Source organism: Stappia indica (assembly GCF_001696535.1).
Classification (GTDB): Bacteria; Pseudomonadota; Alphaproteobacteria; order Rhizobiales; family Stappiaceae; genus Stappia; species Stappia indica.
This window is the reverse complement of sequence record NZ_MBQE01000001.1, coordinates 1,451,432-1,469,340: the sequence shown is the minus strand read 5'-3', so window position 1 is coordinate 1,469,340 and position 17,909 is coordinate 1,451,432. Positions and strand designations below refer to the sequence as shown.

At 65.8% G+C, this 17,909-nt stretch carries 15 protein-coding genes; 10 read left to right on the top strand and 5 right to left on the bottom strand.

The window, feature by feature from the left end; genetic code table 11:
- Positions 1 to 3 precede the first annotated feature (3 nt).
- The 5 genes from BBX35_RS06890 (at position 4) to BBX35_RS06870 (ending at position 5,679) form a co-directional block, all read left to right on the top strand.
- Positions 4 to 864 carry a branched-chain amino acid ABC transporter permease gene (locus tag BBX35_RS06890; protein ID WP_067217508.1) on the top strand — a complete coding sequence of 287 codons (861 nt, stop codon included), beginning with the start codon at positions 4 to 6 and terminating at the stop codon, positions 862 to 864.
- Positions 861 to 1,826, top strand: coding sequence for a branched-chain amino acid ABC transporter permease (locus BBX35_RS06885; RefSeq protein ID WP_067217507.1), 966 nt, complete (start codon positions 861 to 863; stop codon positions 1,824 to 1,826). The genes BBX35_RS06890 and BBX35_RS06885 overlap by 4 nt, the downstream gene beginning before the upstream one ends.
- On the top strand, positions 1,823 to 2,986 hold the full coding sequence (locus BBX35_RS06880; protein WP_067217505.1) for an acyl-CoA dehydrogenase family protein: 1,164 nt from the start codon (positions 1,823 to 1,825) through the stop codon (positions 2,984 to 2,986). Before BBX35_RS06885 ends, BBX35_RS06880 begins: the two co-directional genes overlap by 4 nt.
- Before the next feature lie 3 nt (positions 2,987 to 2,989).
- Positions 2,990 to 4,006: a zinc-dependent alcohol dehydrogenase family protein gene (locus BBX35_RS06875; protein ID WP_067217504.1), complete on the top strand. Its 1,017-nt coding sequence runs from the start codon at positions 2,990 to 2,992 to the stop codon at positions 4,004 to 4,006.
- A gap of 119 nt (positions 4,007 to 4,125) precedes the next feature.
- The gene (locus BBX35_RS06870) at positions 4,126 to 5,679 is read left to right on the top strand and encodes an acyl-CoA synthetase (RefSeq protein ID WP_067217500.1); all 1,554 of its coding nucleotides are present in this window, start codon (positions 4,126 to 4,128) and stop codon (positions 5,677 to 5,679) included.
- A gap of 86 nt (positions 5,680 to 5,765) precedes the next feature.
- Here BBX35_RS06870 and BBX35_RS22730 read toward each other — a convergent pair whose 3' ends face one another.
- From BBX35_RS22730 to BBX35_RS06850, 5 genes are all read right to left on the bottom strand, one after another.
- Positions 5,766 to 6,050: a DDE-type integrase/transposase/recombinase gene (locus BBX35_RS22730; RefSeq protein WP_341871213.1), complete on the bottom strand. Its 285-nt coding sequence runs from the start codon at positions 6,048 to 6,050 to the stop codon at positions 5,766 to 5,768.
- A gap of 12 nt (positions 6,051 to 6,062) precedes the next feature.
- Positions 6,063 to 6,290, bottom strand: coding sequence for a hypothetical protein (locus BBX35_RS22725; protein WP_083206055.1), 228 nt, complete (start codon positions 6,288 to 6,290; stop codon positions 6,063 to 6,065).
- A gap of 234 nt (positions 6,291 to 6,524) precedes the next feature.
- A complete protein-coding gene (locus BBX35_RS06860) occupies positions 6,525 to 8,426 on the bottom strand; it encodes a methyl-accepting chemotaxis protein (protein ID WP_244271569.1) in 1,902 nt (633 codons plus the stop codon).
- Positions 8,427 to 8,605: 179 nt separating this feature from the next.
- On the bottom strand, positions 8,606 to 9,304 hold the full coding sequence (locus tag BBX35_RS06855) for a response regulator (RefSeq protein WP_067217495.1): 699 nt from the start codon (positions 9,302 to 9,304) through the stop codon (positions 8,606 to 8,608).
- Entirely contained in the window at positions 9,301 to 11,448 is a 2,148-nt protein-coding gene (locus tag BBX35_RS06850; RefSeq protein ID WP_067217492.1) for a sensor histidine kinase, read from the bottom strand. Before BBX35_RS06850 ends, BBX35_RS06855 begins: the two co-directional genes overlap by 4 nt.
- A gap of 246 nt (positions 11,449 to 11,694) precedes the next feature.
- Between BBX35_RS06850 and BBX35_RS23770 the strand changes: the two genes are divergently transcribed.
- The 5 genes from BBX35_RS23770 (at position 11,695) to BBX35_RS06830 (ending at position 17,905) form a co-directional block, all read left to right on the top strand.
- Positions 11,695 to 13,992, top strand: a complete 2,298-nt coding sequence (locus BBX35_RS23770) for an autotransporter domain-containing protein (protein WP_067217490.1) — start codon at positions 11,695 to 11,697, stop codon at positions 13,990 to 13,992.
- Between the two features lie 150 nt (positions 13,993 to 14,142).
- On the top strand, positions 14,143 to 14,310 hold the full coding sequence (locus BBX35_RS23590; RefSeq protein ID WP_171901394.1) for a hypothetical protein: 168 nt from the start codon (positions 14,143 to 14,145) through the stop codon (positions 14,308 to 14,310).
- Between the two features lie 50 nt (positions 14,311 to 14,360).
- A complete protein-coding gene (locus tag BBX35_RS06840) occupies positions 14,361 to 15,797 on the top strand; it encodes a hypothetical protein (protein ID WP_244271568.1) in 1,437 nt (478 codons plus the stop codon).
- A complete protein-coding gene (locus BBX35_RS06835) occupies positions 15,775 to 16,590 on the top strand; it encodes a hypothetical protein (RefSeq protein WP_067217484.1) in 816 nt (271 codons plus the stop codon). The genes BBX35_RS06840 and BBX35_RS06835 overlap by 23 nt, the downstream gene beginning before the upstream one ends.
- Position 16,591: 1 nt before the next feature.
- Positions 16,592 to 17,905: a coiled-coil domain-containing protein gene (locus BBX35_RS06830; protein WP_067217482.1), complete on the top strand. Its 1,314-nt coding sequence runs from the start codon at positions 16,592 to 16,594 to the stop codon at positions 17,903 to 17,905.
- Positions 17,906 to 17,909 lie beyond the last annotated feature (4 nt).

The window sequence follows — 17,909 nt, the reverse complement described above, 5'->3', positions numbered from 1 at the left end:
ACCATGCTGGAGCTTGTTCAGCAGATCACGAATGGCGTGGCGATCGGCAGTGTCTATGTGCTGATCGCCCTCGGCCTGACCACGGTGTTCGGCATCCTCGGCATCGCGCATTTCGCACACGGGTCGGTGTCGATGTTCGGCGGATATCTGGTCTATGTGCTCGTGGCTTCCCAGGGCGTTTCGCTCTGGCTTGCCATTCCGGTCGCGTTGATCGTGGGCATGGGGGTGGGCGGGCTGATTGAGTTTCTTGCCTACCGCCCGGTCAGAAACGCCAATCACATCAATGCCTTCATCATCGCGCTCGGGCTGACCATGATGGTCGAAGGGATCAATCTCCAGCTTTTCGGGGCCGATCAGGTGGTGATCCCGACCGGCTTCGACCGGGTGTTCGAGATCGCGGGGGTGACCATCCCCGAGACGCGGCTCTACGTCATCCTGGCCGCGACGGTGCTGGTCATCGCCATGACCGCCTTCGTGGAGGGAACCAAGACCGGCCAGGCGATCCGGGCGGTGGCGCAGAACCGCGATGCGGCGATCCTGATGGGCGTGAATGTCCGCAGCATCCCGCTGATTGTTTTCGCGATGTCCACCATGCTCGGCGTTGCGGCGGGCGTCATGGTCGGCTCCCTCTTCGCCATCGCGCCGGGTGTCGGCGAGGCGATGGTCGTGAAGGGCTTTGCCGTGCTGATCCTGGGGGGGCTCGGCTCTATTCCCGGGGCAATCATCGGCGGCCTCGTGCTGGGCGTCACAGAGGCGCTTGCGGCCGGCTTTCTGTCCTCAGCTTACAAGGACGTCATTGCCTTCGTCGTGATGATTGTCGTCCTGTTGTTCCGCCCGCAAGGTCTGCTCGGAGGCGCGAAATGACGCTCACCAGGAAAAACGGGTTGCTTTATCTGGCAATTCTGGCCGGACTGATCGTCCTTCCGTCCTTCATTTCGACGAAATACTACATCCACCTGTCGGTTCTTGCGTTGATCTGGGTAATTGTTGCGCAGGGTCAGAACCTGATTCAGGGCTTCACCGGCTATGTGTCGATTGCCCAGGCCGGGTTCATGGGGATCGGGGCCTATGGAACGGCCCTTCTGGGGCTCAACTTCGGCCTTCCTGTCTGGTTGACGATCCTGTCTGCGCCGCTGATCACGGCTCTTTTCGCGCTCGTCGCGGGGTATCCGAGCCTGCGCGTGAAGGGGCATTATTTCGCCATCGTCACGCTCGCGTTCAACATGGTCATTTTCATCGTCTTGCTGAATCTGACCGATCTGACCAATGGCGAGGCTGGCCTGATGGGGATTCCCAAGCCCGGCGCCGGCAAGGACGGGGCGATCAATTTCGCCGACCGCACGACCTATTACTATTTTGTGCTGATCGCAGCGACGGGCGTGACCGCTCTGACGGCCCTGATCGTCAATTCCCGGCTGGGCCGGGTCCTGGTCGCGATCCGTCAGAACGAAACACTGGTCGGAGCCGCCGGACTGGCTGCCTGGAAGTACAAGCTCTTTGCCTTTGTCGTCAGCGCCATGTTTGCCGGTTTTGCCGGGGCGCTCTATGCCCACTACCAGAGCTTCATCAATCCCGAGATCTTCACCATCGCACAATCCATGGATGCGGTTCTGGCCGTGATCCTGGGGGGGAGCGGGACGATCACGGGGCCGATCATCGGCGCCTTCGCAATCGTTTTTCTGCCGGAATATCTGCGGTTCGCCGACAGCTTCCGTCTGGTGATCTATGGCCTGATTCTCATCCTGGCGACGATCTTCATGCCGCGCGGGATCGTCGGCCTGGCCAGTGATGCGCTTGGCCTCCTGAAGAAGAGGCGTGCGCGATGACCGGTCTCGACTGGGAGTGCGACCGGGGCTTCCTGGATCACGTGCGCGCCTTCGCCGCCGGGGAACTGGCGGAACAGGCGGCGGCGGGGCCGCTCGACGCAGCCGCGAATGCGCAGCTTCTGCTACGGGCCGCCGAGCTGGGGCTGACCGGTATCGAGGTGCCCCGGTCAGTCGGCGGGCTTGGATTGGGCTTTCGTGAAAAGGCCAAGGCCTGCGAGATCCTGGCAGGCGTCGATTTCGGCTTTGCGTTGTCGCTGGTCAACACGCACAACGTGGCGGCCAGGCTGGCTGTCACGGCCCCGCCCGAGCTGGCGGCACGCCTCCTGCCGGACCTCCTGGCAGGGCGGCACCATGCCTGCACCGCGCTGACCGAGCCTCATGCCGGGTCGGACTTCTTTGCGATTTCCACGATGGCGCAGCGTACCGGGGACGGCTGGTGCCTCCACGGCGAGAAGGCGTGGATCGCCAATGGCGCGGTCGCAGGCCTGTCGATTGTCTACGCCCAGACCGGGACGGTCGGCGAGCGGGACGGAATCGCAGCCTTCCTCGTGAGACTTGACGATCCGGCGGTGAGCCGCACGGCGTGTTCGGTCGATGCCTTTGTGCCTGCGCCTACGGGCGGTTTCGCGCTGGACGCCTATCGGGTGCCCGACGGTGAGATGCTGTTGCCGCCGGGTGGAGCATTCCGCGCAATCCTGAACGAGATAAACGGCGCGCGCGCCTATGTGGCGGCCATGTGCTGCGGGATGTTGGCCGCCGCGCTGGAGAGTGCGCACGGCTTCGGTCGCGAACGCAGGAGTTTCGGTCAACCGTTGCAAGCCCATCAGCATTGGCGCCTGCGGGTGGCGGAGGGCGAGGTTGCGCTTGCCGCGGCGCGGGCTCTGACTGCGGCGGCTGTGGAAGCCGTCGCCGAAGAGGCGGCGTCGGCCCAGCTTCTGGCGGCCCAGGCGAAAATCGCGGCAACGCACGCGCTGGGGCGCTGGATGCCGGAGCTTCTCCATGCGCTGGGAGCGGCGGGACTGTCGGGACAAACGCCGATGAAGGCGCATCTGGCAGCGGCCCAGGTGGTGGGGCTGGTGGACGGTTCGACCGAGATGCTGCTGGAGCGGGTGGCGGCGCTGACCGGGCGCCGGAAAACCGGACTTTTTCGGGAGGGGTGAACCTTGCGTGTATTTGAAATCAGGGATGACTGGGGGCTGGACAATCTGCGTCCGGGCCAGCGCGAAGTGCCGCGAGCCGGGCGGGGGCAGGTGCTGCTGAAGATGCGCCGTGCCGCGTTGAATGCCCGCGATCTGATCGTGCCGGAGCGCGGATACGGCCGAGCAACGGGCGAGTTGCCGCTGATCCCGCTGTCCGATGGCGCGGGAGAGGTGGTTGAGGTCGGTGCCGACGTCACCCGCGTGGCGGTGGGCGACCGGGTCTGTCCGACTTTCTTCCAGAACTGGGTGGCCGGGTCTCCTTCGGCAGCAGCCTTCGCATCGGCGTTGGGTGGGCCTCTGGATGGCGTGATGGCCGAATATGTGTGCCTGTCGGAAGAGGGGGTGGTGAAAGTACCGGAGTATCTGGACGATGCGGAGGCCGCGAGCCTGCCGTGCGCTGCGCTGACCGCCTGGAGTGCGGTGTCGGGAGAAGCCCGGCTACGCCCCGGCGATCACGTGCTCCTTCAGGGTACGGGCGGGGTGGCGCTCTTCGCATTGCAGTTTGCCAAGCTGCACGGCGCGACCGTGACGGTGCTGTCCTCCAGCGACGAGAAACTGGCGCGTGTTCGCGAGCTGGGCGCGGACCATCTCGTCAATTACCGGCAGCACGCCGACTGGGCCCGCGCGACCCGGGCGCTGGTGGCCGAGCGGGGCGGGTATGATGCAATCGTGGAACTGGGCGGGGCTCAGACACTGGGCCAATCGCTCAGGGCGATCCGACCCGGCGGTACGATTGCGATGATCGGCGTCTTGAGTGGGCTGGACCTGAGCCTGTCGCTGGGTCCGATCGTGACCCGGCAGATCCGCCTTCAGGGGGTGACGGTAGGCCATCGCGACGACTTCGAGGCCATGTTGAGAGCTATGGCAGCGCATCGGGTGCGTCCGCTCGTCGGCAGCTCCTTCCCCTTCGAGGGATTGAAGGAGGCGATGGCACATTTTGCGCAGGCCGATCGCTTCGGCAAGACAGTCATCGAGTTCTAGAGCAATTCCATGAAAAGTCGGCGCGCTCCAGGTCCGGCCGCCGAGCGGCCTCCGTCTATCGAGAAAGATCCCGGCCAGGTGTGACCGGCCGACGGGCTCCAGCCAGCGAAAGCACGAACATGTTGTACATCGATCAGGTTGCCAGGCGCGACCCGAACCGGCTCGCCTATGTCATGGCGGACACGGGAGAGACCGTTACCTTCGCAGACCTCGACCGTCGATCCAACCAGGGGGCGCATCTTCTGCGCGCGCAGGGTCTTGTCGTCGGCGACCACATTCTCATCCTGATGGAGAACCGCCGCGAGTTTCTGGAAACCTGTTTCGCTGCCGACCGGTCGGGGCTCTACTACACGACGGCCAGCACCCAGCTTTCCGCAGACGAGGTGCTCTACATCGCGCGCGATTGCGGCGCGAAGCTGGTGATCACCTCCGGGCGATTTGCCGAGGTCGCCGGCATGTTGCGTGCCCAGCTGCCGCCGGAGGTCCCGATCTTCATGGTGGGAGAGCCCTGCGCGGGCGCTGCCTGCTGGGATGACATGTGCCGCGACATGCCCACGCATGAGATTGCCGATCCGGCGCAGGGGCTCGACATGTTGTATTCGTCGGGGACCACGGGCCGACCCAAGGGCGTGAAATGGCCGCTGCCGGCGCAGCCTCCCGGCCGGATGACCTTTCTGATCGAGCTTCTGTGCGATCTGTTCGGCTATGGCGCGCAGACCCGCTATCTCAATCCGGCGCCGCTCTACCATGCCGCGCCGTTGCGGCACACCATGACGACGCTGAAGCGCGGCGGATCGGCGGTCATCATGCCGAAGTTCGACGCGGAAGAAGCCCTGGCTCTCATCGAGGCGCATCGGATCACCCACAGCCAGTGGGTGCCGACGATGTTCGTGCGGATGCTGAAGCTGCCGGAGGCGGTGCGGCGGCGCTACGATCTGTCTTCCCTGCAGATGGCGGTCCATGCCGCCGCTCCCTGCCCGATCGAGGTCAAGCGGCAGATGATCGACTGGTGGGGGCCGATCCTGATGGAATATTACGCGGGCACGGAGAACAATGGTTTCTGCGCTCTCAATACCGGAGAATGGCTGGCCCATCCCGGGTCGGTGGGACGTGCCAAGCTGGGCAGGCTGCACATCTGCGATGACGAGGGGGAAGAACTGCCGCCCGGTTGCGAAGGCGAGGTCTACTTCGCCAACGGCGTTCCCTTCGAGTATCACAACGATCCGGACAAGACCCGCAAGGCACGCAATCGTCTGGGCTGGACGACGCTGGGCGATATCGGGCGGGTCGATGCAGACGGCTATCTTTACCTGACCGACCGCAAGTCCTTTGTAATCATCTCCGGCGGCGTGAACATCTATCCTCAGGAGACCGAGAACATTCTTGTCACGCACCCGGCGGTGGCCGATGCGGCAGTGTTCGGCGTGCCCAACGCCGACTTCGGAGAAGAGGTGAAAGCGGTCGTCGAACTCGTGGACGGAGCGCAGCCCTCACCGGCGCTGGCTGAAGAGTTGATCGCCTTTTGTCGGGCGCGGTTGTCCCCCATCAAGTGTCCGCGAACGATGGATTTCCGCATCCGTCTGCCACGCGAGCCCAATGGCAAGCTGCTGAAGCGCTTGTTGCAACAGGAGTATCGACAGGCGGCGAAATCTGCCGAGGGCGCTGGTTGTTAGGAAAAAGCCATCCATTTCGGGATGGCCATCTTCGTTTCCGATCCTGTCTCCCAGGCGTGCAGGTGGACGCACTCGTATTCCAGGGTTCATCGCAGCCTCTCGATGAAGATGTTGTCGATGAACCGCCCCTTTCCGTCCACCGCGATCCTTGCGCCACTCCGGCGCAGACTGTCGGTCCAGGCGAAGGACGTGAACTGTGTTCCTTGATCGGTATTCATGATCTCGGGCGGCCCGAACTTGTGGACGGCCTCGTTCAACGCGTCGAGACAGAAGTCGGCCTCCAGCGTAATCAAGAAGCGCCAAGCCAAGACCTTTCGAGTGCGCCAGTCCACGATCGCCAACAGGTAGAGGGAACCGCGCCATATTGGCAGACAGGTGATGTCCTAGCACCAGACTTGGTTCGGACGATCCACCCGCAGACCTGCCTGCAGGTAGGGACAGGTCTTGTAACCTTTCGCCGGTCTGCTGGTGTCGGGCCTCCGGTTCGGCATGAGCCCGATCAGGCGCACCAGCCGCCGGATAGGCTTCTCGTCTTCGGTCAGCCGGATGGAAAAGGGGGTGGTCTTCAGCCTGGCCCTGTCCGGGCCGGCCATAGGCATCTTCGTGGACATGTCGGCACCTCGTTCAAGGTGCCGGAGAAGGTGTCGGAGGACCGGGCCGCTTTGCCAGCGACGTGTCGTTCAAGAGCGCTTCCCATTCGGCGAGTTCAGCGAACAACTGGTTTGACGTCTCGCCAAGCACGTCCACTATCTTTTCGCTCACGCAAAACCCGCTTCGCCGCGCAAAGGGAAGCGAGGCAAGAGCCCGGGCCGCGGCCTTATGATTCTGCTTCCCCGTGCCGCGGCCTAGGCTGCGAAGGCGGCGGCCTCGGAGCGGAATTCGATGCCGAGCTCCCGTCCGTTGCGGCGCACAACCGTGCCGCGTTTTGTGCTTCTGTCGTCCAGTTCCAGGATGATCTGGTCGGGGATCGCCGCGGGGTCGGCGACGTAGATCCTTGCGCCCGAGCCCGAGATATCGCGCAGGGAGGCGCGGATCTTCTGGCCGTCGACGCCGCCGATCATGCAGTCCCGATGCACGCGCGTGCGCTCGTCGCGGCGGCGGTTCTCCATGCCGATCACCCACTTGTCGAGGCTGTCGCACACGGAGGCGACGCTGGAGGACGCGGACTGGAGACGGACGTTGATCTCGTCCGTGGACACGCATTGCTCTTCAGTCGCGTTGGTGGTCAACAGGACGAGGTCCTGCACGTCGGAGATCGAGCTGCGGATGGCCTTCAACGCCTCGTCGACGGAGCCGGCGACCGACTGCATCTCGGCGATCTCGGAGAAGATCCGCGTCGTCGCCTGCGAGGTCTGGTTCGCCAGCGTCTTGACCTCGTTGGCGACGACCGCAAAGCCGCGGCCGGCCTCGCCGGCGCGGGCAGCCTCGATGGTCGCGTTGAGGGACAGCAGGTTGATCTGGTCCGCGACCTTGGAAATGAGCTGCACCACGCCGTCCATGGACGCGGCCGCAAGGCGCAGCTTTTCGGTCGACCGCTCGGCGATCTCGGACCGCCCGTGCATGGCCTCGACGGCCACGCGCGCCTTTTCCATGCCTTGCGAAATGCCCTGGGCGGACGAGTTCACATGCTGGGCGGAATGCGCCGTCTGCCCCACGGTGTTCAGCGTTTCCTCGGCCGCCTCGATGGCTGCCTGTCGCGCCGTCATGTTCTGGGTGATGTCGGTCGCGAACTTCGTCACCTTCATGATGTTTCCGGAGGCGTCGAAGATCGGATTGTAGTTCGCCTGCAGCCAGATCGGCTGTCCCGCCTTGTTGAAGCGCTGGTAGATCGCCGAGAGGTGCTTGCCGCCGGCCAGGGTCTGCCAGAACTCGGCATACTGCTCGGAATGGGCGTATTTTTCCTCGACGAACATGCGGTGATGCTTGCCCCTGATCTCGTCGAGGCGGTAGCCGACCGCTGCCAGGAAGTTGTCGTTGGCATCCAGGATGATGCCGTCCTTGCTGAAGGAGATGACGGCCTGGCTGCGGCCGATGGCGGCGATCAGGCCTTCATGTTCGGCGTTCTTGCGCTTTTCTGCGGTGATGTCGGACGCGAATTTCACCACCTTGAAGGGCCGGCCGGCCGCGTCGAGGATCGGGTTGTAGGTGGCGTGGATCCAGATTTCCTCGCCGTCCCTGGTGATGCGCTTGAACTCGCCCGCCATGAAGCGCCCGGCGCCGAGCTGCCTCCAGAATGCCTTGTAATCCGGTGTTTCGCGCTCGTCGGTGGCGACGAAGATCGAGTGGTGCTTGCCCTTGATCTGGTCGAGCGTGTAGCCGACCGCCTTCAGGAAGTTGTCATTGGCTTCCAGAATAGTTCCGTCCAGATCGAAGTGGATCACGGCCTGCGAGCGGTGGATTGCTGTCAGCTGCCCTTGGGTCTCCAGGCTCTTCAACTTGGCGTTGGTAATATCCGTGGCGATCTTGACGATGCGGCAGACATCGCCCTTGCTGTCGAGAACAGGGTTGTAGGTCGCCTGTATCCAGACCTCGGCGCCGGTCTTGGTCACGCGCATGAATTCGTCGGACTTGAATTCACCGCGGGCGAGATCCTGCCAGAACGCGCGATACGCCGCACTCGCAGCATAATCTTCGACAACGAACATACGGTGATGCTTGTTCATTATTTCGCCGAGCGAATACCCCATCAGAGACAGGAAATTTTCGTTGGCGTCCAGAATAGTTCCGTCCGGCCTGAAATGAATCATGGCCTGAGACCGACCGATGGCCTCGATCAGGCCTTGGTTCCTGTTGGAGAAGAGCGGCATTGGGGGAGACCTTTGTTCAGGCGCGAACCGCAGGATACAACTTTCGCGGTTGCCGAACCTTTAACTGAGGTAAATCCCCATTTCGCATCGCTTCGGCGGGCGCCGGAAGTGGCGGAAAGCTAGTCGGCGGAGCCGCTGGTGACGCCGTTCGCCGGGGGCGTCTCGGAGCCTTCCGTCTTGCCCGGTGCCAGGCCGAGCATCGCCGCGTGCCAGGACGCCTCGGCGCGCGAGGAAATGCCGAGCTTGCGGTAGATCGACTTGATATGCGTGGCGACCGTGTTTCCCGAAAGCGAGAGCTGCTCGGACACGTCGACATTGCGCATGCCCCGGCCGATCAGCGCGAGCACCTCCTTTTCGCGCTCGGTCAGGCTTTCCTCCGGCTCGGCGGCCGGTCCCGTGAGCTGGAAGTGCTCCATGATGCGGCGGGCGATGGCCGGCGACAGGGCCGGAATGCCGTCGGCGAGCTGCGACAGCTGCCGGACGATCATGGCCGAGGGCTGTTCCTTCAGCAGGTAGCCGTTGGCGCCGGCCGACAGGGCGGCCACGATGTGAACATCGTCCGCCATGGCGGTGGTGACGACGCAGAGCGTGCCGGAACTGCGCTGGCGCAGGGCCCGCAGCACCTCGATGCCGGAGCCGTCCGGCAGGCGCAGATCTATGAGCGCGACGTCGTAGTCGTGCCGGGCGGCGGCCGCGAGACCGTCCTGCAAGGTGGTCCTGGCGTCGATCTCGTGCGGTCCGACAAAGGCCTCCCGGGCGACGCCCTCAAGCCACTTGCGCGCCTCGGCGAGGTCCTCGACGATCAGGATGCGTGTCATCTTGCGTCCCCTTCTGCGAGCGGAAACCGGGCGCGGACCGTGAGACCGGGTTGCGCGTCTTCCAGCACCAGCGTTCCCTTCAGCGCCAGCAGCCGGGCCTCCAGGTTGGACAGGCCGTTGCCGCTTCCCCGGCTGCAGGCGACGAGACCGCGGCCGTCGTCGCTCGCCTCCAGGTCGAGCACGCCGTCCCGCATGCCGATGCGCACCCGCATCGTCTCCGCCCCGGAATGGCGGATCGTGTTGCTGACGATCTCGCGCAGGACCGAGCGCAGGGAGTGCGCGACATTGGGCGCGAGCACCCGCTCGCCGTCGTCGCAGGCGTCCTGCCAGTCGAGCCGGATGTCGGCGGCCGCCAGCCGCTCCAGCGCCTCGACCTTGAGATCGGCGAGCAGCTCGCCGATGGGCCGGCCGCCCCGGGCGGCGTTGTTGACGATGTCGCGCAGGTCCGAGATCGTCTCGCGGATCAAGGTGTCCTTGCGCTCGCGCCGCTCGCTGTGGAGCGCGGACAGGAGCTGCGCGCCCATGTTGTCGTGCATGTCGCGGGCGATGCGGATCCGCTCCTCGGAGGCGCCTTTCTCGTGCGCGTCGCGGCTGGCGATGGCATGGGCGAGCATGGCGTAGAGCTCGCCGGCAAAGCGGCGGTCCTGCGGGCTGAACAGCCGCCGTCCGGACTGGGCATGGGAGAGCTTCAACGGGGACAGGCCGGGCAGGACCGGCAGCAGCAAGGCAAGGCCGTCCTCGGCGATGGCCGGCTTCTCCGGCGCCGGGCCGGCCGCGGCGGAAATCTGCAACGGGCGGAACGCGTCGCGCAGGACCTGGCGCCAGCGGCTTTCCCGGTCGGCCTCGCGGGCGAGGGCGACATCGACGATCTGGCCGAACAGCTCCTCGCGGTCGATCTCCCGCCGGCGCATCAGCCGCCGCGACAGCCAGTCGCGGAACGGCAGGTAGAGGATCGCCACCACCAGCAGCGACAGGGCGAAGGCCTCGGGACGATCCATCGCCACGAAGGAGATCAGCGCCGCATCGACGAGGACGAGCAGCAGGACCGCGCCGAAATAGGACAGGATCGAGAAGGCCCAGCCTTCCAGCTCGAACAGGCGGTAGCGGGCGACACCGGCGGCGACGCCGAGGAACAGCATGCCGAACAGGATGAAGGCATAGCCTTGCGAGATCGTCGGCTGCATGCCGAAGAGGTTCGGCATGAGCACGACGGTGACGAAGGTGCCGGCGCACAGGCCGACCGACAGGGCGAACCAGCGGATCGCCGCGCGCGCAGCCGGGTCCTCGCGGCTGGCCCGGTATTGCAGCAGCGCGCCGAGCAGGATGCCGGCCATCAGGATGACCGTCGGCAGGTGATAGCCGCCGGCAGGGCCGGAAAAGCCGAGCCAGGCGGTGTCCATCACCCAGATCACGCCGTAGACGGCCGGCAGCAGCCAGAGGGCGGAGACGGGCACGAGGCGGCGCGGATAGGACAGGAACAGTGCCACCATGGCGACACCGAATGCCAGCGCGCCGAAATGGTTGGTCGCCGAAAGCGCGTGAAACAACCCGCCGGGCAGGGCGAGCTCGCGCGAGGAATAGACGGCGGCGGGAAAGGCGGCGACGAGAATGCCCAGCCCCGCAAGCGCCAGGAGCTGCGCCGACAGCTCGCCCCGGCGCAGGCTCCACACCCAGGCGCCCACGATCACGCTGACGAGGCCGGTGACGATCTGCACCCAGAAGGCGGGCGGAAGGCTGGATAGCGGCCGTCCGCTTGCAGCCGTCACCTCGACGCGCGCGGGCGAGGCGCCTTCGGTCTCCAGCACCACGCTGTCACCGGACAGCGCCGCATGCAGCGCGCTCTGCCGCTCGAAGAAGCGCTGCAGGGCGTCGTAGCTCTCCGCAACATCCGGCTCCTCGACCAGATCGTTCGCTTCCAGCCCGATGCCGCCGACCGCCGCCAGAGGCGTGCCGGGCTGCAGGGCGCCGGCCGGGCCATCCGGCGCGACGGTTTCGATCTGCACCAGACCGGCCTGCGGATCGGGCGAAAGACCGAGCCCGAGCCAGGGCTGGTTCAGCGCGGTGACCAGCACGAGGACTGCGGCGGCGAGACCGGCCGTCGCAGCGAGGGCCAGCACCGTGAAGGGGGTCAGTCTCTTGAGCACCTGATTTACGTCTCCGCGCAAAGGTTTATCACGCTGGCCCCGCCTGTCGCTCACCTGTTCAGGTGATGCCGCGCCGCCGCGTACTGCATTAGCTTGTCTGGGAATTTTTCCATGGAATGCGTGTAAGAGGGTACGTTGGCAATGAGGGTTGGGAAATACAAGGGACTTTTTCAGTCTACTGCGCTGGCGTCCCTGTCACTTGCGGCAGCCAGTCCGATTGCCGCACAGGAAGTTGCCGACATCAGCATGTTGAGCCCTGCGCATGTGATCCGGTTGTTCTACGGCGACCCGGATGAGCCCGGCTTCAGCACCGGCCTGACCGACCCCGCGCGCATCGGCGGAATGACGGCAGACGGCGGCACCTTCGTCGGCACGGTGTATCGCAGCTACGGAAGCAGCATCACCAGCGGCTTCGTGTGGACCGGAGACGAGGGCGTGACGCCGCTGGGCGGAGCGGTCGCCCGGCCGCTGGAAGGCAGCCAGTCCTACTCGGCCAACGGCATTTCCGCAGATGGAGGCGTCGTCGTCGGCCGTGCGGGCCGCGGCGTGGTCGGTAGCGAAATGGGACTGCATGCCTATCGCTGGACGCAGTCGGGCGGGTTCGAAACGCTCGGGACGATCGAAGGCAACACCAATCCGTTCTCCGACGCGACGGCGGTTTCCGGCGACGGAAGCGTCATCGTCGGCTATGTCGGCGCGAATGGCGGCGAGGCGTTCCGCTGGACCGAAAGCGGCGGCATGCAGAGCCTCGGCTGGCTCGACGGCCGCGACACGTATGGCAACGACCAGGCGACGGCCGCCTCCTATGACGGCTCGGTGATCGTCGGCGCGGCCCTGTCGAGCACCAACAGGTTCCAGGCCTTCCGCTGGGCCGAGGACACCGGCATGGTGGCGCTGCCGACGCTGTCGGCGCGCAATGCCAGCAACAACACGGCGGCGGCGACCGGCGTGTCCTGGGACGGCAGCGTCATCGTCGGCCATTCGGTGAGCGACTACACCAACCGCGCCGTGCGCTGGGTGGGCGGCGAGATTTTCGAGTTGGGCGATCTGTCCAGCCCGAGCGGCCAGCCGCTGACCAACCAGCTCTCCCAGGCTCTCGGGATTTCCGGCAACGGGGAGGTGATCGTCGGTCAGGCGTATCAGGGCGACAGCACGTTCCACGGGTTCCGCTGGACGGAAGAGGGCGGCATGCTGACCGTCGAGGACTGGCTGCGGGCCAGCGGCGCGACGATCGCGTCGAATTATCCCGGCGGATCAAACATCACCGCGACGGCGGCGGCGACGAACGAGGACGGCTCGATCGTCATCGGCCTGACCCAGGACGACGAGGTCTATATCGCGCGCGGTAATGGTACGGGTCCGACCGGCACCGGCGGCACGGGGGGCACCGGCGGTACGGGTGGAACCGGCGGTACCGGTGGCACGGGTGGAACCGGCGGGACCGGAGGCACTGGCGGAACCGGTGGCACGGGTGGCACTGGCGGAACGGGTGGTACCGGTGGCACGGGTGGCACGGGTGGTACCGGAGGCACGGGCGGAACCGGCGGCACGGGCGGAACCGGCGGCACCGGTGGGACTGGCGGCACAGGTGGAACCGGTGGGACTGGCGGCACGGGCCTCATCACTCTGCAGTCGCTGGGCAGCAGCCTGGGCTCGGCCGGCGCCACCAACACCATGGCCGTCAAGTCCATGGGCGTGATCGTCAACGGCGCGGGATCGCGTCCGCTCGACCGGCGCGCGCCGGAGGGCAAGTTCACCATGTGGGTGGGCGGCGACTGGGGCCGTGACGACCATGGCAGCCGCGACGGCAGCCTGGGTCTCGGCGAGATCGGCGTCGGCTACAATTTCGGTCCGGTGCAGCTGAACGGTGTGGCCGGCTATACCGGCGCCGAGCAGACGACGGTGCTGGGCGGCTCCAGCGAGGTGCAGGCCGGTTACGTCAAGCTGGAGGCGATCGGCCAGATCACCGGCGACGCGAACAGCGGCCTGTGGGGCGTCATGACCGGCACCGGCCTTTGGGGCAATGCCGACATCGCCCGCAACTACCTGTCCGGCGGCCTGGTCGACACCTCCACCGGCTCGACGGATGTGGAAGGTTACGGCGTCCGCGCCCGCCTGCAGTGGGAGAATCTGATCCCGCATATTTCTCCCTATGGCGAGCTGTCCTATGCCCGCACCTGCCTCGGTGCCTACACGGAGACGGGCGGTGCCTTCCCGGCGGCGTTCAACAGCCTGTGCGATGCGAGCACCGAAGTCCGCTACGGCTTCGACGCCCGCTATCCGCTGATGGAGCAGTTCCGGCTGATCGGCACGCTGGAGGGCGTTCACCGCTTCGAGAGCAGCGGGTCGAACGTCACCGGCCAGGTGGTTGGTCTCGGCGCGTTCAACCTGGGTGCGGCGAAGTACCAGCAGGACTGGCTGCGGGCCGGCGCCGGCTTCGAGGTCGACGTCTCGGGCTCGACGCTGTCGGTGATGGGCAACGCCACCACCAAGGGCGAGGCCGCGAGCGCGTGGGTCGCCGCCAACTGGCGCGTGACGTTCTGATCAACCAGCCACACTAGCCGGGCCGGACATTCGCCCCGGCCCGGACCTCACGAAAACCAAGGCGCCGCCGTCCCCTTGAATGGGGGCGGCGGCGGTTTGCAATCAAGTGCTTGACGCTCCCTCGGGGAGACCCTCCATAATTCCCCCAAAATGACCCTCAAGATGCCGGCGGACGAGATCGGCGGCCTGCCGCTGGCGGCGGTTCGCCTCCCGAACCGGTTGTTTGCGCGGGCGCGCATTCCGCCGGCCGGCTTGTTTCAACAAAGCTCAAACAGCGCCATTGGCGACGGGATTTTTGTCAGGTATGCAACCATATAGGGAATGCTGTCGGGGCGGATTGGGGACTGCTTGTGGCACGGTTTGATGCATTGAACAGGCTGTGGGAGGGCGTGCGCGCCTCCAGCCACGATTTTCGCAGCACGACCAATGTGTTTCCGCCGCTGGACCGCGAAAAGATCGCCGTCGATCTGGAGTTGAGGACGCAAGGCGCGGCGCGCGGCAGGCAGGACGAGCCTCCGGCCCTGTCGCAGTCGCTCGACGAGGTGGAGCAGTCGATCGTCACGCGCGTCGAGGAAGAGAAGCTGACCGCCTACCAGGTGCTGGAAGACCAGTTCCAGACCTATGACGAGCGCCTGCGCAATCTCGATTTCGACGACCAGTTCAGCCTGATCCGGCAGGCGAACACGACCAGCCTGTCCGACTTCAAGGCCGAGGTGAAGACCGGCGCCAACGAGCTGCACGGCCTGCGCAAGGGGCTGAAGATCGCCGAGGACGAGCTGGCGCATTTCAAGGAGCAGCACAAGCTGCGGCGGGCGGCGCGCCTGTCGAGCGGTGCGTGGTACTTCCTGAAAATCGCTCTCGTCGTCCTGCTGCTGCTGATCGAGACGATCTTCAACGGCAATTTCCTCGCGGTCGGCAGCCAGCGGGGCCTGCTCGGCGGCGTGCTGGAAGCCTTCACCTTCGCCTTCCTGAACATCACCTTCGCGCTGCTGTTCGGCCTGTTGTGGGTGCGGTTCATCACCCATCGGAACATCCTGCTGAAACTGTTCGGCCTGATCGGCATCGGGGCGTATTTCGCCTTCGCGGTGATCATCAACCTTGCGCTCGCGCATTACCGCGAGCTGGCGGAAGGCAGTGGCCTGGCGGAAGCCGGCCGCGAAGTGGTGACGCGGCTGGCGAGCGATCCCTTCGTGCTGACGCAGCTCAACTCCTGGACGCTGTTCGGCGTCGGCCTGCTGTTCTCCATCATCGCCTTCCTCGACGGGCTGTTCTGGACGGACCCGTATGTGGGCTTCGCCAGCGTGCAGAAGCGGCTGAACGCAGCGCGCGACGACTATGCCGGCGAAGTGGAGGAGCGGGTGGAGCTGCTCCGCGACGTGCGCGAGGAGCACAACGCCAAGGTCCAGGACATCATCCGCGACCTCAGCCAGCGACGGCGCGAGGCGGCCGCGATCATCGAGCACAGGGCGCGCCTCGGGAAGCTCTTCCAGGAACATCAGAACCATCTGGAGAGAACCGCCAACGAATTGCTGACCGTCTATCGCGAAGCCAACCGGAAGACCCGCACGGCGCCGGAGCCGGCGCATTTCTCCGAGAGTTTCGTGCTGGAGCGTGCAACGGTCTCTCCGCCGTCGATGGACGAGAGCCACGCCGAGCGGCTGTCCCGCAAGATCGAACAGGCCCAGGAAGAGCTGTCGGGCCAGATCGCCAATATCGGCCAGGCCTTCGAAGAGGCGATGGCGCAGTATCACCAGCTGGACGACATCGCACCGGAGGCCCGCAATGGCGCGACGCAGACGTCGTAAGTCGTCGGCAGGCTCGCTCGGGCTCGTCGCCGGCGGCGTTGCAGCGCTTCTGGTCTCGGCGGGGATCGTCGCCGGGATGGGCTATCTCTATCTGCGCGAGGCCGAGCGGCCGGTGCTGGACGAACAGACGCTATGTCCGGTGACCGGGCCGACCAGCGCAACGGCGGTGCTGCTCGATACCACCGACCCGATCTCGACGACGACGGCCATCGACCTGCGCAACGAGTTCCAGAAGCTGGTCGAGGGAATCCCCGCCGGCGGGTTGATGGAGGTCTATCTGCTGACGGAGCGGGAAGGCGAGTTGACGCGCACCTTCTCGGGCTGCAACCCGGGGGCGGGCGACAGCGTCGACGAGTGGACCAGCAATCCGCGAATGGTCCAGAAGCGCTGGGAAGAGGGCTTCCAGAAGCCGCTGGACCAGATCGGCAGCACGCTGGGAACCGCGAGCGGGGCGGAGCGCTCGCCCATCATGGCGGCGATCCAGGCCATCAAGCTGACCGTCTTCGCCCGTCTCGACGAGCGCATGCCGAAACGCCTGATCGTCGCGTCCGACATGCTGGAGCATACCGACGCCTTCTCGGTCTATCGCAACGGGCTGGACAACGACGCCTATCGGGGCAGCAGTGCCCACGACCGCTTCCGCACGAATCTGGAGGGCATCGACGTCCGGTTCCTGGCGTTCCAGAGGGAGGGCGGCCGGTTCCCGATGACCGAGCTCGCCTCGTTCTGGAAGATCTGGATCGAAACCAACCGGGGCACGTTCGCAGGCTTCGTGCGGCTGGAGGGCATGTAACATGGCGCGCCGCAACGGGGCCGGACGGTTCGTCCGCGACCAGGGACCGGTCTTCCTCTTCGTCCTGGTGACGCTGGGCGGCATGGCGTTCATCTGGACGGCCAAGCTGTGGCAGCTGGAGACCTGGTTCGTGACGAGCGTGCCGATCCTGCTGATGGGCACCTATTTCCTCGTCTCGCTCATCGCCAGCGGCCTGCGGCTGCACAACGAGCAGGCCGGCGACAACCTCTATTACATGGGCTTCCTGTTCACGCTGTGCAGCCTCGGCGTTTCGCTCTACCGCTTCGGTGCGGAGGCGAGCATCGACGACATCGTGCGCAATTTCGGCGTCGCCATTTCCTCGACCATCGCCGGCATCGCGCTGCGGATCTTCTTCAACCAGATGCGGCGCGATCCGATCGACATCGAGCGCAGCGTGCGCCACGAGCTGGCGGAAATGACGCGGCGCGTGCGCACCGAGCTGGATACGTCGGCGCGCGAATTCGCCAACCATCGCCGGGTCAGCAACCAGATGCTGTCGGAGGGTTTCGAGGAGATCGCCCGGCAGGCCGAGACGAACGGCGAGATGATCCGCCAGGCCATCGACGCGCTGTCGAAGGATGCGATCAAGCCGATCCAGCAGGCGGCGGAGAAAATGGCGAATGTGCTGCAGGCCCATCATGAGCAGGTGGCCCGGCAGGCGGCCGCGTCGAACGAGGCGGTCGACACGGCGACGCGGCGGCTTGAGGAGACCGCCGGCAAGGTCAACGGCGTGGTCGAGGGGCTCGGACGCACCGTCGACAATCTGAGGCAGCGCCTCGACGGGCTGCGCTCGCCCGACCAGGTCATCGAGATGAAGCTGCAGCCGATGCTGAAGACGGTGCAGAAGTCGGTCGATGCCCAGGTGGAGACGATGAACGCGCAGCTGAAGCTGAGCACCGCGCAGGCGGAGAAGATGGAGAGCGCGCTGACGCCCATCGCCGAGGCGGCAGCTGCGCTGAAGGCCTCCGCCGAGTTGATGGAGAAGGCCTCCGCTGCGAGCCTTGAGAGCAAGGCGGCGGTCGATCGGCTGGTCGAGCGTCTGGACAGGCAGGAAGAGAAGCAGCCGGAAACGGCAGAGACAACGCCGCAGGTGCGGGCCGAGATCGCCGCGGTCCAGCCGATTGGCCGCGGATGGGAGGAGGTCGTGGAGGCGCCCGCCGCGCCGCAGGCGGACGAGCCGCACGGCCCGCAGGCGCCGGATGCCGCAGCGGATGCCGCGCCGGGCGCGCCGAGGGATGGGCCGTCCGCAGAGGCGCCGGGCGGGAGCTGGTTTCTCCGTCTGACGGGCAGGTAGGTCG

Coding starts and splice junctions, on each gene's coding strand:
- BBX35_RS06885 (WP_067217507.1), top strand. CDS start 861: ATGACGCTCACCAGGAAAAACGGGTTGCTTTATCTGGCAATTCTGGCC.
- BBX35_RS06890 (WP_067217508.1), top strand. CDS start 4: ATGCTGGAGCTTGTTCAGCAGATCACGAATGGCGTGGCGATCGGCAGT.
- BBX35_RS06830 (WP_067217482.1), top strand. CDS start 16,592: ATGGCGCGCCGCAACGGGGCCGGACGGTTCGTCCGCGACCAGGGACCG.
- BBX35_RS23770 (WP_067217490.1), top strand. CDS start 11,695: ATGTTGAGCCCTGCGCATGTGATCCGGTTGTTCTACGGCGACCCGGAT.
- BBX35_RS06870 (WP_067217500.1), top strand. CDS start 4,126: ATGTTGTACATCGATCAGGTTGCCAGGCGCGACCCGAACCGGCTCGCC.
- BBX35_RS23590 (WP_171901394.1), top strand. CDS start 14,143: ATGACCCTCAAGATGCCGGCGGACGAGATCGGCGGCCTGCCGCTGGCG.
- BBX35_RS06860 (WP_244271569.1), bottom strand. CDS start 8,426: ATGATTCATTTCAGGCCGGACGGAACTATTCTGGACGCCAACGAAAAT.
- BBX35_RS06880 (WP_067217505.1), top strand. CDS start 1,823: ATGACCGGTCTCGACTGGGAGTGCGACCGGGGCTTCCTGGATCACGTG.
- BBX35_RS22725 (WP_083206055.1), bottom strand. CDS start 6,290: ATGTCCACGAAGATGCCTATGGCCGGCCCGGACAGGGCCAGGCTGAAG.
- BBX35_RS06855 (WP_067217495.1), bottom strand. CDS start 9,304: ATGACACGCATCCTGATCGTCGAGGACCTCGCCGAGGCGCGCAAGTGG.
- BBX35_RS06835 (WP_067217484.1), top strand. CDS start 15,775: ATGGCGCGACGCAGACGTCGTAAGTCGTCGGCAGGCTCGCTCGGGCTC.